Genomic DNA, 13,796 nt, shown 5'->3' with positions numbered 1-13,796 from the left:
CGCCGCGGCAGCCGGGGGATGCGTACAGCGGACGGGTGACCATCCGACGATTCGCTCGTTCTGCTGAATGTGACTGCGCCGGATACCGCCACCCGTCCCTCGTCTCCCGTGCCGCCCGTGCCCGACGTGGAGCAGGCCGAGGCCGCCATCGTCGAGCACTACCCGCGGCTGGTACGGCTCGCCTATCTGGTGCTGCCGCCCGCGCTCGGACGCAACCGGCGCGTGCTCACCGCGCACGCCCTGACGCAGCGGGCGCTGCCGCGCGGGCGGCGCGCCGGCGAGGTCGCAGCCGCCGCGGCGGCGGCCGACTCCGTGCAGGGCGGGGTCCCGGGCCAGCGGGCCGGGGTCGCGGGAGCCGACGCCGGGTATGCGTACGTGCGGGCGCGGGTGCTGCGCGCCGCCCTGGAGGCCGGGATCCCGCTGACCTTCCGGGCGCTGCCGCGGCGGGCGCAGTTGCCGGTGCTGCTCCCCCAGGTGTGGGGCCTGCGGCTGTTCCCCCGCTCCGGCGGCGCCGAGGAACTGGCCCTGGACCAGTGGCTGGCCACCCTCGACGGGCCGGGCCGGGCGGCCTGCGTGCTGCGGGCCCTGGAGCGGCTGCCGGAGCCGGAGGTGCTGCGGGTGCTGGCGGGGGCGGGGGTCGCCAACCCGGCCGCCGCGGTCGCGGAATCGGGAGATCCGGCGCACGACGCCCTGTTCGCGTCCCCGGAGTTCGACCCTTGCGTCCTCCAGGCGCGGCCCACCGATCTGCTGCGGCGGCGCCGGTTCGCGCGGGCCGCACTGGCCGCCGGGGCCGCCCTCACCGTGTGCGCGGCCCTGCTCGCGCTGCCGGGCGGGGGCTGGGGGGCGGACGGGGCCGCGGCCCCGCCGTACGCGAAGAACGCGGCCGCGGAGCAGGCCCTGGACCCGGCGAAGCTGGTCCGGGTCGCGCCCACCCTCTGGCGTACGTCCTCCCGTACGGACTTCTCGGCCTGGCCTGCCCGGGGGGACCGGATCGGGGACACCGCACTGCTGCGCCGGGCGCTGGCCGTATGGGCCCGGCCCGGCTCCTCCGTGGTGGCCTCGGCCACCCCCGGCACGCCGCCCGGGCCGCCGATGGGACCGCCGCAGCTGCTGTACGCGGGCACCGTCGACCAGGCCGTGGTCGTCCTGCTGTACGACGGGCTGCGCGTGGTCCGGTACGCCGAACCGCGCAGCGGAACCTCGGTCGCCGCCCTCGACTTCGCCCGGACGGACGGCGCCTCCGCGGACACCGCCACGGCGCTGGTGCTGAGCCGGGTCGACGGCAACGTGCGCTACCTGACCGCGCCCTGGATCACCGGAGCGGGAGAGCGGGACCTGCTCAAGCCGGGCGAGGCGCCGACGGCCCTGAAGCTGAGCCCGGACGGGGTCACCCCGCCGGTGGCGAGCCCCGCTCCGGCGGGCAGCTGTACCGGCTGGAACGCGCTGGCGCTGACCGGGGACGGGGCGACCCGGCTGATCACCGACCTCGGGGAACTCACCCCCGCCCGGCTGACCTCGGGCGCGCCGGGCGCCGAACGCGATGTGACGGAGGGCGGGGAGCTCGGCGACTGGTCCCGCATCGCCTGCCTCCTGCCGTCGGTCCGCTCGCACGGGGTGCGGACGGTCAACGCCTGGACGTACGCGAAGCAGCCGCTGCCCGAGGGCGAGGGCACCGCGACCTGGCTGTGTACCCGCGCGGAGACCTGGGCGGGCACGCAGGACCGGGTGCAGGCGCAGTTCCTGACACCGGGCGCCCCGCTGGCCGCGCAGGCGGCGAAGGCGGAGGGTTCGCGGGCGTGCGGACCGCGGGAGCCGCGGGTGCTGGCGGGCGTGCTGTGGAAGTCGAAGGCCGGCCAGTGGTACGTCCTGGCGGCCGGCAGCGCGCAGTTCGCCTCGCTGTCGGTCTCGGGCGGCGGGGTGAGCGGGGCGGCGACCGGCAACCGGCTGGCGGTGAAGGCCCCCGAGGGGGCGCAGGTCGACCTGGCGGGCAGGCTCACGGACGGCACGAAGGCGGGCGTTCTGCGCTGACCCGGCCGGCCCGGACCGGCACGCGGCGGAAGTGGCCGGTGCAGAGGGGTTTTCCTCTCAGCTACCCCTCAGTACATTGACGCCATGTCTAATACGCCGCCTGCGCCCGCCCCCGTGGTGTCGGAACACATAGACCTGAAGCCGCGCGACGTGTCCTTCGGCTGGGAGGACACCCCGCTCCACTGGCTGCCCGGCGACCCGTTCGCCACCCACACCATCAACGTGCTGCACTTGCTGCTGCCGGCGGGCGAGCGCTGGTTCGTGCACGTCTACAAGCAGGTGCTCCCGTACATCAAGGACGAGCAACTGCGCACGGACGTGGTCGGCTTCATCGGCCAGGAGGCCATGCACGCCGCCGCGCACGACGAGGTACTGCCCCACCTGAAGCGGCTCGGCCTGGACCCGACCCCGTACACGGCGCAGGTGGACTGGCTCTTCGAGAAGCTGCTCGGCGACCGGACCCTGCCGCCCGGCCGGGCCCGGCACTGGTGGCTCATGGAGCGGGTCGCGCTGATCGCGGCGATCGAGCACTACACGGCCTTCCTCGGCGACTGGGTGCTCAACGCGCAGGAGTTGGACCGGCGGGGCGCCGATCCGGTGATGCTCGACCTGCTGCGCTGGCACGGCGCGGAGGAGGTCGAGCACCGGTCGGTGGCCTTCGACCTGTTCATGCACGTGGACGGCAGCTACCGCCGCCGCGCCCGCACCTGGGCCACGGCCTTCGCGGCGCTGGTGTTCCTGTGGCAGCGGGGCGCCCGGTTCTTCATGGAGAACGACCCGCAGCTGCCGGGCGCCAAGGCCTCCCTGGGCCAGTTCGTCCGGGCGGGCCGGCACGGCACGCTGCCCTCGACGGGCGCGATGCTCAGGTCGATCCCGACCTACCTCTCCCGTACGTACCACCCCTCCCAGGAGGGCTCCACCGCCCAGGCCGTGGCCTACCTGGCCTCCTCGCCCGGCGCGAACGGCGGTGCCCGGGCATGAGCCGCACGCTGAAGGTGGCCGCGCTGGCGGGCGCGGCGCTGCTGACCCGGCGCGCCCTGCGCGGACGCATCGCCCGCTCCCCCCTCTGGCCGCTGCCGGCGCTGGAGACCCCGGTCTCCGGGTACTCGCCGCGCCGGTGGCTGCGCGCGCTGATCGTCTCCCGCACGGAGCCGGCGGAGGGCGTCCTGCAGCTCGTCCTGGAATCCGCGGACCTCCCGCCCTGGACGCCGGGCGCGCACGTCGACGTACGGCTCCCCTCGGGCCTGATCCGCCAGTACTCGCTGTGCGGGGACCCTGCGGACACCGGCCGCTACACGATCGCGGTCCGCCTGATCGAGGACGGCCGCGGCGGCTCCCGCGAGGCGCACGGCCGGCTGACGGAGGGCGCGGAACTGGCGCTCCGCCCGCCCCGCAACCGCTTCGAGCTGGTCCCTGCCCCGTCGTACGCCTTCGTCGCGGGCGGCATCGGCATCACCCCGATCCTGCCGATGCTGCGCGCGGCCACCGCGGCGGGCGCCGACTGGACCCTGCTCTACTGCGGCCGCAGCCGCGCCTCGATGCCGTTCCTGCCCGAACTGGAGGCATACGGCCCGCGCGTCACCCTCGCCCCGCAGGACGAGACGGGCCTGCCGGACCTGACCGCCCTCCGCGCGGCCGGCCCCGGCACCGCGGTTTACTGCTGCGGCCCGGACGGGCTGATGGCTGCGGTCCGGGCGGCGGCCCCCGCGGGCACCCCCGTCCACCTGGAACGCTTCACCCCGGCGGCGTCGACCGGGACCTCACGCCCCTTCACGGTCGAACTCCACCGCTCGGGCCGCACCATCGAGGTCGCGGCGGACGAATCCGCACTGACCGCAGTCCGCCGCGAGCTCCCCGACACCCCGTACTCCTGCGAACAGGGCTTCTGCGGCACCTGCCAACACCGCGTCCTGGCAGGCGAGGTCGACCACCGCGACACCCTCCTCACGGACGGGGAACGCGAGGACTCGATGCTCCTGTGCGTCTCCCGCGCCACCTCCGCCCACCTGGTCCTCGACCTCTGACCTGTGGCGGGCGCCCAGTAGGGTGTCCGCATGACAACCGGGGTGCGGCGCAGGATGGGTGTCGAGGAGCGGCGGCAGCAGCTGATCGGGGTGGCCCTGGAGCTGTTCAGCAACCGCTCGCCCGACGATGTGTCCATCGACGAGATAGCGGCCGCCGCAGGGATATCGCGGCCGCTCGTCTACCACTACTTTCCGGGCAAGTTGAGCCTGTACGAGGCCGCCTTGCGGCGGGCCGCCGACGAGCTCGCGCAGCGGTTCGTGGAGCCGCAGGAAGGGCCGCTCGGGGCGCGGCTGCTGCGGGTGATGGGGCGGTTCTTCGCGTTCGTCGACGACCACGGGCCCGGCTTCTCGGCGCTGATGCGCGGCGGGCCGGCCGTCGGGAGCACGCGGACCAACGCCATGATCGACGAGGTCCGGCAGGCCGCGTACGAGGAGATCCTGCGCCACCTCGGGATCGAGGACCCGCCCGCCCGACTCAGGCTCGTCGTGCGCTCGTGGGTGTCGCTCGCCGAGTCCACCGCGCTGATCTGGCTGGAGAGCCGGGAGATCCCGCGGGCCGAGCTGGAGCTGCAGCTCGTCCACGACTTCGCCGCGCTGGCCGCGGTGAGCGCCGCCTACGACGCCGAGATGGCGCAGATCATGGTGCGCATCCTGGCCGGCGAGCCGGCCGACGGACCCTTCGGCGAGCTCGTCGGGCGACTGGTGGGGCTGGTGCCCTCCCCCAGGTGATCATCGTCGCGTGATAATACGCGCGTGATCAATGAAGAGGGGATCCTGTTCCGGCCCGCCGGGGAGAAGGACGCCGGCACGCTGGTGGCGTTGTACGACCAGGCCGCCCGCTGGATGCAGAAGAACGGCATCGACCAGTGGAAGCCCGGCGAGCGGGACACCGCGCACTTCCTGGCGAAGATGCGCGAAGGCGAGGTGTGGCTCGCCGGTGACGCCGACAAGCGGATCATCGGGGCGTACGAGCTGTGGTGGTCCGACGAGGAGGCCTGGGGGGTGCAGCCCCCCGTCGCGGGCTACGTGCACCGGCTGATGGTGCAGCGCGCGACCGCGCCCGCCGGGACCGGGCGGCGGATGCTCGAACACGCCGAGCGGCGGATCGCCGGGGCCGGACTTGCGCGGGCGCGGCTCGACTGCGTCTCCACCAACCCCCGGCTGCTCGCGTACTACCGGGGTGCGGGCTACCGGGTGGTCGGGGAGTTCCCCCACAAGGAGGGCAAGGACGGCCGGGTGTACGGGGTGATCCTGCTGGAGAAGCGGCTCGATCAGCTCACCGTCGTGTGAGGTTCCGGGTGAAGACGGCGACCGTGCGGGCCGGGGTGGTGAACTCCCCCGTCCGTACGTCGTACGCCGACTGCCTGACCGTGGCGTCGGAGCCCGCCGCCTGCACCGGGTGCAGCGCGTAGGCGGTACCGGCGAGGGCGGGGACGCGCTGGGCCTGCGCGGCGGGGGTGGCGTTGAAGACCACCACCAGGTCGCCCAGGGTCATGGTGACCACGCCCGGGGTCTCCTCCGGGCCGGACAGCGGGAAGGCCAGCGCGGCCTGCACCGCCTCCGCCGTGGCCAGGCCGAAGGCGGGTTCCGTCGTACGGATCCTCAGCAGGTCGCGGTAGGCCGCCGAGGCGCCGTCGATGTCGGCGCAGTTCGGGACCGGGCCGGTCAGCAGCGGCTTGGCGTACAGCCACTTCGAGCGGTTGTCGGCGGCCTGCGGCAGGCCGCGGCCGAAGCCGTTGCCGTCGCGGCAGTCCCAGTGGATCGCGTTGAACCAGTCGCCGCTGTCGTACGAGTTGCGGTCCAGCGACTTCGAGCGGAGCAGGTCCGTGCCGGCCTGGGACAGGGCCGGGCCCTGGGAGAGCGCGGCGACGGACATCGCGAGGACCTGCATCCGGGCCCGGTCCGCGGTGGAGGTGCCCTGCGGCAGCTTGTACGTGAGGGCGTCGGCCAGCGATTCGTTGTCGTGGGCGTCCACGTAGGCCAGCGCGTCCCCGGGCGCCGCCGCGTAGCCGGCCGGGGCCCCGTTGTAGTCCACCTCCGAGCCCTTGGTGCGGCGGCCCGTGGTGTCCGTGAAGGCGTACGAGGCGAGGTGCCCGCTCAGCCCGACCTTGATCAGGTCCTGGGAGTGCAGCAGGCGGGCCCGCTGCTCGGCGGGGGTGCCGTTCGCCGCGGAGCCGTTGGGTGCGGTGAACAGGCCGGAGGCGAAGCCCTGGACACGCGGGTCCTCGTCGAAGGGGCCGCCGCCGCGGACCGCGTCGCGCGAACGGTCCGAGAAGGTGGCGATGCCGGTGCCGGCCATGTTCTTCTGCGTGGCCTGCACGAAGCGGGCGTCGTCCGCGACCTCCCCGAAGTTCCAGCCCTCCCCGTAGAGGATGATCCGCTTGCCGTCCACGCCGTCCTTCTCGACGGTCAGGGCGTCGAGGGCGGCGCGCACGGCCAGGATGTTGGCCTTCGGGTGGTGCCCCATCAGGTCGAAGCGGAAGCCGTCGACCTTGTACTGCTTGGCCCAGGTGACGAGGGAGTCCACGACGAGGCGGCCCATCATGGCGTTCTCGGGAGCGGTGTTGGCGCAGCAGGTGGACGTGGCGACCGACCCGTCCGGCAGCAGGCGCTGGTAGTAGCCCGGCACGATCCGGTCGAGGACCGACGCGTCCGACTGCCCGGCCGCGGCGGTGTGGTTGTAGACCACGTCCATGACCGTGCGCAGCCCGGCCCCGTTCAGCGACTGGACCATCCTGCGGAACTCGACCGTACGGGCGGTGCCGTTGGGGTCACTGGCGTACGAGCCCTCCGGCACGGTGTAGTGCAGCGGGTCGTAGCCCCAGTTGTACGCGTCCTTCGCGGCCGCGGCGGCCACACAGGCCTGCTGCTGCTCGGAGTCCGGGGCGTACACCTTCAGGTCGCAGGCGGGCTCCGTGCGCTCCGAGGCCTTCTCCGGGATGGTGGCGATGTCGAACGCCGGCAGGAGGTGCACGTACGAGGTGCCGGCGGCGGCCAGGGCGCGCAGGTGCTGCATGCCCGCCGAACCGGTGTCGGTGAAGGCCAGGTACTGGCCGGGGTGCTTGCTGGTGCGGTCCGCGACGGAGAAGTCGCGGATGTGGAGCTCCTGGATCTGCGCCGAGGTGAAGGGGACGGGCGCCGGCTTGCGCAGCTCGCGCCAGCCGGGCGGTGCGAGCTTCGGGTCGGCGAGGTCGACGGCCAGGCTGGCGGCGGAATCGGTGGTCAGGGCCGTGGAGTACGGGTCGGTGACCACGTTGCGGACGATCTGCCCGGTGCTCGGGGCCCAGACGGTGACGGCGTAGCGGTACGGCTTTCCGGCCCAGGAGCGCTCGCCGCGCACCGACCAGACGCCGGTGGCGTCGTCACGGTGCATGGGCAGGGTGCGGCCGTCCAGTTCGAGGGCGACCTGCTGCGCCGTCGGGGCCCAGAGCGACAGGGTGGGGCGGCCGTCCTTGAAGACCGGGCCGAGGGCGGTGGCCTTCGCGGCGTTCGCGTACAGGTCGTCGAGGACGCCCGCGAGCTGGACCCCGGTGGCGGCCAGGACGGCGCCGTTCGCGGCGCGGGCGCTCGCGACGAGCTGGCCGCGCAGGGCGCCTCGGACGCGGTCGCGGTCGCGCGGGTCGACGGTGTAGGCGGCGTAGGAGGCCAGGTGCGGGAACTTCTGCTTCTGGGCGTCGGTCAGCTGCGCTGCGGTCAGGCGCAGCCACTGCGCGCGGTTGGTGCCGGTCAGGGTGCCGTTCTCGGCCTTGACCGTGCCGTCGGGGGAGGCGAGGAGCTGGACGGAGGCAGCGGCGGCGGGTGCGTTCCAGGCGACGGTGTCGCGGTCGATCCAGACGGCCTGGGCCTTGGTGAGGTCGAGGGCGGCGCCCGAGCCGGCGGGCTGCGGGAGCAGGTAGGGGGCCCGGCCGGACAGCATCCACACCTCGTGGCCGGTGGCCTTGAGGTCCAGGGACTGGTCGGAGGGGAGGTCCTTCTCGTCGCCCTTGTGGAGGATGTAGCTCAGGCTGCTGGCCCCGGCGGCGAGCGGGACCTCGTACACCGCCCCGTAGGAGTCGGTGCGGACGGGCCGCAGCGGCTGGTTCCAGTCGGTGGGGTTCGCGGCGCCGGTCCAGACGTGCAGGCCCCAGCCGTCGTAGGCGCCGTCGGGGCGCTGGTAGTGCAGGACGGCCTTGGCGGGGTCCTGCGGCGGGTAGGCGGGCCGGTCGGTGCGGGCCGCTTCCCGGCCCTGCTCCAGCCAGATCTCGCCGGTCCTGGTCACGTCGATGGTGCGGTCGGCGGCGACGTCCTTGGTGCCGTCCTTGTCGATGACGAGGTAGCCCACGGAGGAGGCGCCGGGCTTGAGGCGGACGTAGGCGAAGGCGCCGTACGCGTCGCGGCCGGTGAAGGCGTGGCCGGCCGGCCAGGGCGTGGCCTCGCCGTCGGCGAGGTCGCCCCAGGCGTAGAGCCGCCAGTCGGTGTAGTCGCCGTCGGGGCGGTGGTAGTGCACGACGGCGTAGTCGCGCTGGGTGGCGGTGGGGACCGGGGCGGGCGGGGCCTGGCCGGCGGTGGCCGCGGCGAGGGCGCTCGCGGTGCGGCCGGCGGAGTCGACGACGACGGCCTTGTAGCGCAGGGGTGTTCCGGCGGGGGCGGTGACGTGCTGGGTGACCTTGTACGGGGCGTGGTCGGCGGAGCCGAGGACCTGCCACTTGTCCGTGCCGGTCTGCGCGGCGAAGACGACCCGGTTCAGGCCGCCGCCGCTGACGTCGGCCGTGAGCTCGACGGTGCCGGTGGGCGCCGCCGGGACCGTGAGGGTCAGGGCGGGCTTGGCGGCGGGGGCGGCAAGGGGGGTGGTGGCCTGGAGGACGACCGAGCCGAGGGCGGGGACGGTGACGGTGAGCTTTCCGGCTGCCGAGGAGCGGATCAGCGCGGTGCCGCCGTACAGCGTCCGGTACTGGACGCCGGCCGGGGCGTCGAGCTCGACGGTCCGGGCCTCGGCGGCGTTGTTCGCGGCGACCAGGTATTCGGTGCGGCTACGGGTGTCGGTGCGGGCGAAGGCGTAGACGGAGCCGTCGGCGAAGCGCTCGCTCTGGACCCCGTCGCGCAGGGCGGGGTGCTCCTTGGTCAGCTTCGAGAGAGCACTGATCTGCTGGTAGAGCGGGTGTCCCGGATCGTAAGCATCGCTCGCGTGCGTGCGCACCGTTCCGAGCTGGTCGTCGTCCAGGTAGTCGGCGATCCGCGTGGCGAACAGCGGCTGGCGGGCGTCCTTGTCGCCGCCCGCGCCGGTGAAGCCCTGCTCGTCACCGGAGTACACCACCGGGTTGCCGCGGGAGAAGAACATCAGCTCGTTCGCCAGCCGGTACCGGTCCAGCAGCTCCTGCTCCCCGGCGCCCGGCCGGTCCTGCTTCAGGAAGCTCCCGAAACGGCCCATGTCGTGGTTGCCGAGGAAGGTGACCTGCTCGTAGGCGTTCGCCTTGTCGGTGGTGTACCGGTAGTCCTCGGCGAGCACCCCGGCCAGCCGCCCGGCGCCCGCGCCCTGCGAGGCGTACGCGCGGATCGCGTCCTGCAGCGGGAAGTCGAGGGTGGCGTCGAGGCGGCCGCGCGTCACGTACGGGGATGTCACCGCGGTGTCCGCGGAGTACACCTCGCCGAACATGAAGAAGTCCTTGCGCCCGTGCCGGGCGGCGTACGCGTCGAGGGCGGTCGCCCACTGCGTCCAGAACCCGGTGTTGACGTGCTTGACCGTGTCGATGCGGAAGCCGTCGATGGCGAAGTCCCCGACCCACTTCTCGTAGATCTTCTCCATCCCGCTGACGACCTCGGGGCGCTCGGTCCACAGGTCGTCCAGGCCGAAGAAGTCACCCTGCTCGGAGGACTCCCCGGCGAAGGTGGAGTCGCCCCGGTTGTGGTACATCGTCGGGTCGTTGAGCCAGGCGGGCGCCTTGAGGTTCTTCTTCGCGTCGGGGACGAACGGCGTCCGCGGGAAGGACCCCGTGCCCGTCTTGGGGAACGTACCCTTCCGCTCCGCGTAGTCCGCGTCGTCGAACGGCACGCCGTCCTTGGTCAGATAGGGGAAGGCCCCCTTGGACAGGTAGGAGTACGACTGCTCCCGGTAGTCGACGACGTCGGCGGTGTGGTTGGTGATGACGTCGAAGAAGACCTTCATCCCCTTCTTGTGCGCCTTGTCGATCAGCCGCTCCAGGTCGGCGTTCGTGCCGAAGTGCGGGTCGACCTGCGTGAAGTCGGTGATCCAGTAGCCGTGGTAGCCGGCCGAGACGTCCTCGCCCTTGCCCTGCACCGGCTGGTTCTTGAAGATCGGCGCCATCCAGATGGCGGTCGTGCCGAGCCCCTTGATGTAGTCGAGCCGGTCCGTCAGGCCCTTGAGGTCACCACCCTGGTAGAAGCCCTTGTCCGTCGGGTCCAGGCCGGTCTCCAGCCGGGTGCCGGTCAGGCCGCCCCGGTCGTTGCGCGGGTCGCCGTTCGCGAACCGGTCCGGGAGGACGAAGTAGAACTGCTCCCGGGTCAGGTCGTGCCGCGCGGGCTCGGCGGCCAGTTTCGCGTCCGACGGCGGGGTCGGCGCCTGGGCGGCGGCCGCGGCGGGCAGGGCGGGCAGGAGCGCCGCGGCCAGGGCGGCGGCGAGGACTCCTGCGGCGGGGCGTATCAAGGGGGTTCTCCTTGGTTACGTACAGGGCACGGGATGAGGGCCGCCCGGCGGTGGCGGGGTTCTGTGGTGCCGGGCGGCCCTGGTCTGATGGGCGGGCGGTCAGCTGCGCCAGGTGTCGTTCAGCACCACCGGACCGCTCGCCGGGACGGTGGCGGTGCGGTTGGCCCCGCTCTCCCAGGTGGTGTTCCCGGCGGCGTCCTTGCGCACGTACTTGTACGCGAAGGACGTACCGGCCGGCAGGGCCACGTCGAGCTTCCACACCGGGTAGGCCGCCGGATCGAGCTTCAGGGCGGCGGCGGTGTTCCAGTTGCCCAGGGCCGCCTGGTCGCCGGTGACGTAGATGTTCTGGCCGACGACCGTGGTGGCGTTGACTGCGAAGGACGCCCCGGCCGTCGCGGGCGTTCCGCTGCCGCTGCACGTACGGGCGTTGACGTGCAGGGCGAGGGCGGTACCGGCGCCGAGGGTGGCGGTGAACTGCCCGGAGGAGCCCACCGTCACACTGCGCCCGCTCTGCACGTCGCAGTAGGCGCCCGCCGGGAGGGAGGTCTGGAAGGTGCGGGTCAGGGCCGAGCCCTCGTGGTTGATCGCCACGTACGCCTTGGCGCCGCGCCCGAACGCGATCTGGTCGCCGCCGTTGTCCCACCAGTCGGTGACGGCCTGGCCGCGGGCCGCATTGCGGAAGGCGACCATGGAGGAGATCTCCCGCCAGGCGTGCTGGCACTTCCAGCCACCGGTGTAGCAGGCGCTCACCGCGCCGCCGTTCGGCGGACCGGCGTCCTTGTCGCTCCACTCGTATCCGGAGTGCACGTCCGGGGACCCGTACGGCCAGGCCAGCATGAACACGCTGGCGAGGGTGTAGGCGGAGCCGTCCTTGTAGGTGAGGGTGTCGCCGACGCGCTCGGTATCGTGGTTGTCGACGAACACCCCGGCCTGCCCGGAGGGCAGGTACCCCCAGCCCTCCCCGAAGTTCTTCAGATAGGCGAGGTTCTCGTTCTGGAACACCCGCTTGAGGTCGCGGGCGTAGCGGAACTCCTGTACGTCGCCGTTGCCGAGGTACTCGGTGGGCGAGACGGCCTCGCCGGCGCCGTGGATCGCCTCCTGCTTCCAGTAGACGGACGGGTTGGCCAGCCGGCCCTTGATGTTGGCGAGGTCGGCGGCCGGCATGTGCTTGGCGGCGTCGATCCGGAAGCCGTCCACGCCCAGCGACAGCAGGTCGTTCAGGTACCCGGCGATCCGCCCGCGCACGTAGTCCTCACCGGTGTCCAGGTCGGCCAGCTGCACGAGCTCGCAGTTCTGGACGTCGGCCCGGTCCTGGTAGTTGGAGATCGTGGCCCGGCAGTCGTCCATGTCGGCGCCGGAGTAGATCCCCGGGTAGCCGTACTTCGTGTACGAAGACCCGCCCGTCCCGACGCCGTCGCCGGCCGCCATGTGGTTGATCACCGAGTCGGCGACGACCTTCACGCCGGCGGCGTGGCAGGTGTCGACCATGGCCTTGAAGGCGGCCCGGTCCCCGAGCCGCCCGGCGATCTTGTAGCTGACGGGCTGGTACGAGGTCCACCACTGGGACCCCTGGATGTGCTCCTGCGGCGGCGACACCTGGACGTACCCGTACCCGGCGGGCCCCAGCGAATCGGTGCAGGCCTTCGCGACGGAGTCGAACCGCCACTCGAACAGCACGGCGGTGACGTCCTTGCCACCGGGCGCCGCGGCGGCCGCGTGGGGGCCGGTCGCCGTGACGCTCGCGGCGGCAAGCGCAGTGGAGGCCAGCAGGGCTCTGGCCATTCTTGCGGTGGGGCGCATGCGGGGGTCCTCCTGGCGGAAGAGGCGGGGATTGCAGCGACCGTAGGGGCAGGCCGAAGCCCCTGCAAGACCTTGCGCAAGAGATTGCACAATTGTTTCCGGGGCGTGTCCGGGGGCGGGACGGGGTGGGGGCGGGGGGCTTGAGGGCGGAGCCGGCGGGCGGGGGCGGTAGGCGGGGCGGGGGCTTCGGGGGTCGGGATTCCCGCACCCGGCATCGGAGAGGGTCCGGGGGCGTCCCGTCAGTCCACTGTCCTTCCGTGTCGTGCCGGGCCGTCAAGGGCGCTCCTTCGTCGCGTCGCTTCGCGATGGCCTTCGGCCACCCTTGACCGCCCGCCCCGCCCCGGAAAGACAAAGACTGCCGGGAAGCCCCCGAGGAATGGCCGGGGGGACAGATGGACATGCGGGCCCATCAGCGTTGCCCGAGCCGTCTCCGGCTGCCAGTTCCCCATCCGGGGCCGATAAGCCCCCTCTTCCGGGCCCCGGGCCAGGTCAAGCCACAGCCGAGACCAATGAGATGACCATCCGGGACCGACCGGGGCCACCATCGCCTCAGATCGCTACGCGCTCCTCCCGGCCTAGCGTCCCCGGCCCGCCTTGGGCTGCTCATACGCGACAGATCGCTACACAGCCGGTCCCGGCATGGCGTCCGCGGCCCGTCCGGGGTTGATGGGACGAGACCACAGGCCCGAATCCCCTTGTGGGCCGCCCGCGGGAGCCGACTGACCGCAATCTGGACCGATCCAAGCAACATCCCTGCCCTTCGGGCCCCATCAGGGTCCTCAACGGACCCTCAGTGCGCATCTGGGGGCGGGCAGAGGCCCAGGAGGAGCCGGATGCCAGACTCTTCGTCATCAAGCTCGACCAAAGGCCCACTCATCGGCCAAGTGGCCGCCAAATCGAGAGAAACCATCCACTGGCGCATGACTGGCGTCATGACTGCCATCCATGGCGGCCATCCCAGCCCCAGACGGGCCGCGGACGCTATGCCGGGACCGACTGTGTAGCGATCTGGGGCGATGGTGGCCTCTCCCGGCCCCCGATGGTCATCTCATTGGCGTCGGCTGCGGCTTGACCTGGGCTGGGCTCGGAAAAGGGGCCTATCGGCCCCGGAAGGGGAACTGGCAGCCGGAGACGGCTCGGGCAACGCTGATGGGCCCGCATGTCCATCTGTCCCCCCGGCCATCCTTCGGGGGCTTCCCGGCAGTCTGTTGTCTTTCCGGGGCGGGCCGGGCGGTCAAGGGTGGCCGCAGGCCATCGCGAAGCGACGCGAACGAAGAGAGCGCCCTTGACGGCCCGGCACGACA

General features: G+C 72.8%; 7 protein-coding genes. 5 read left to right on the top strand and 2 right to left on the bottom strand.

From position 1 onward, the window contains the following. Positions 1–108: 108 nt before the first annotated feature. The 5 genes from ABZ128_RS32500 (at position 109) to ABZ128_RS32480 (ending at position 5,342) form a co-directional block, all read left to right on the top strand. A complete protein-coding gene (locus tag ABZ128_RS32500; RefSeq protein ID WP_356853115.1) occupies positions 109–2,028 on the top strand; it encodes a hypothetical protein in 1,920 nt (639 codons plus the stop codon). Positions 2,029–2,112: 84 nt separating this feature from the next. Beyond that, on the top strand, positions 2,113–3,009 hold the full coding sequence (locus tag ABZ128_RS32495; protein ID WP_356853113.1) for a metal-dependent hydrolase: 897 nt from the start codon (positions 2,113–2,115) through the stop codon (positions 3,007–3,009). Further along, positions 3,006–4,052, top strand: a complete 1,047-nt coding sequence (locus ABZ128_RS32490; protein ID WP_356853112.1) for a PDR/VanB family oxidoreductase — start codon at positions 3,006–3,008, stop codon at positions 4,050–4,052. Before ABZ128_RS32495 ends, ABZ128_RS32490 begins: the two co-directional genes overlap by 4 nt. A 30-nt stretch (positions 4,053–4,082) precedes the next feature. Further along, entirely contained in the window at positions 4,083–4,781 is a 699-nt protein-coding gene (locus ABZ128_RS32485) for a TetR/AcrR family transcriptional regulator (protein WP_356853110.1), read from the top strand. Positions 4,782–4,805: 24 nt separating this feature from the next. Continuing rightward, on the top strand, positions 4,806–5,342 hold the full coding sequence (locus tag ABZ128_RS32480) for a GNAT family N-acetyltransferase (protein ID WP_356853108.1): 537 nt from the start codon (positions 4,806–4,808) through the stop codon (positions 5,340–5,342). Here ABZ128_RS32480 and pulA read toward each other — a convergent pair. After that, entirely contained in the window at positions 5,329–10,692 is a 5,364-nt protein-coding gene (gene pulA, locus ABZ128_RS32475) for a pullulanase-type alpha-1,6-glucosidase (protein WP_356853107.1), read from the bottom strand. The genes ABZ128_RS32480 and pulA overlap by 14 nt on opposite strands. Before the next feature lie 99 nt (positions 10,693–10,791). Then, entirely contained in the window at positions 10,792–12,474 is a 1,683-nt protein-coding gene (locus ABZ128_RS32470; RefSeq protein WP_356853149.1) for a carbohydrate-binding module family 20 domain-containing protein, read from the bottom strand. Positions 12,475–13,796 lie beyond the last annotated feature (1,322 nt).

This window comes from Streptomyces sp. NPDC006326, from assembly GCF_040612915.1.
GTDB lineage: Bacteria > Actinomycetota > Actinomycetes > Streptomycetales > Streptomycetaceae > Streptomyces.
Note: the sequence above shows the minus strand (reverse complement) of the source record. Positions and strands in the feature narration are given on the sequence as shown.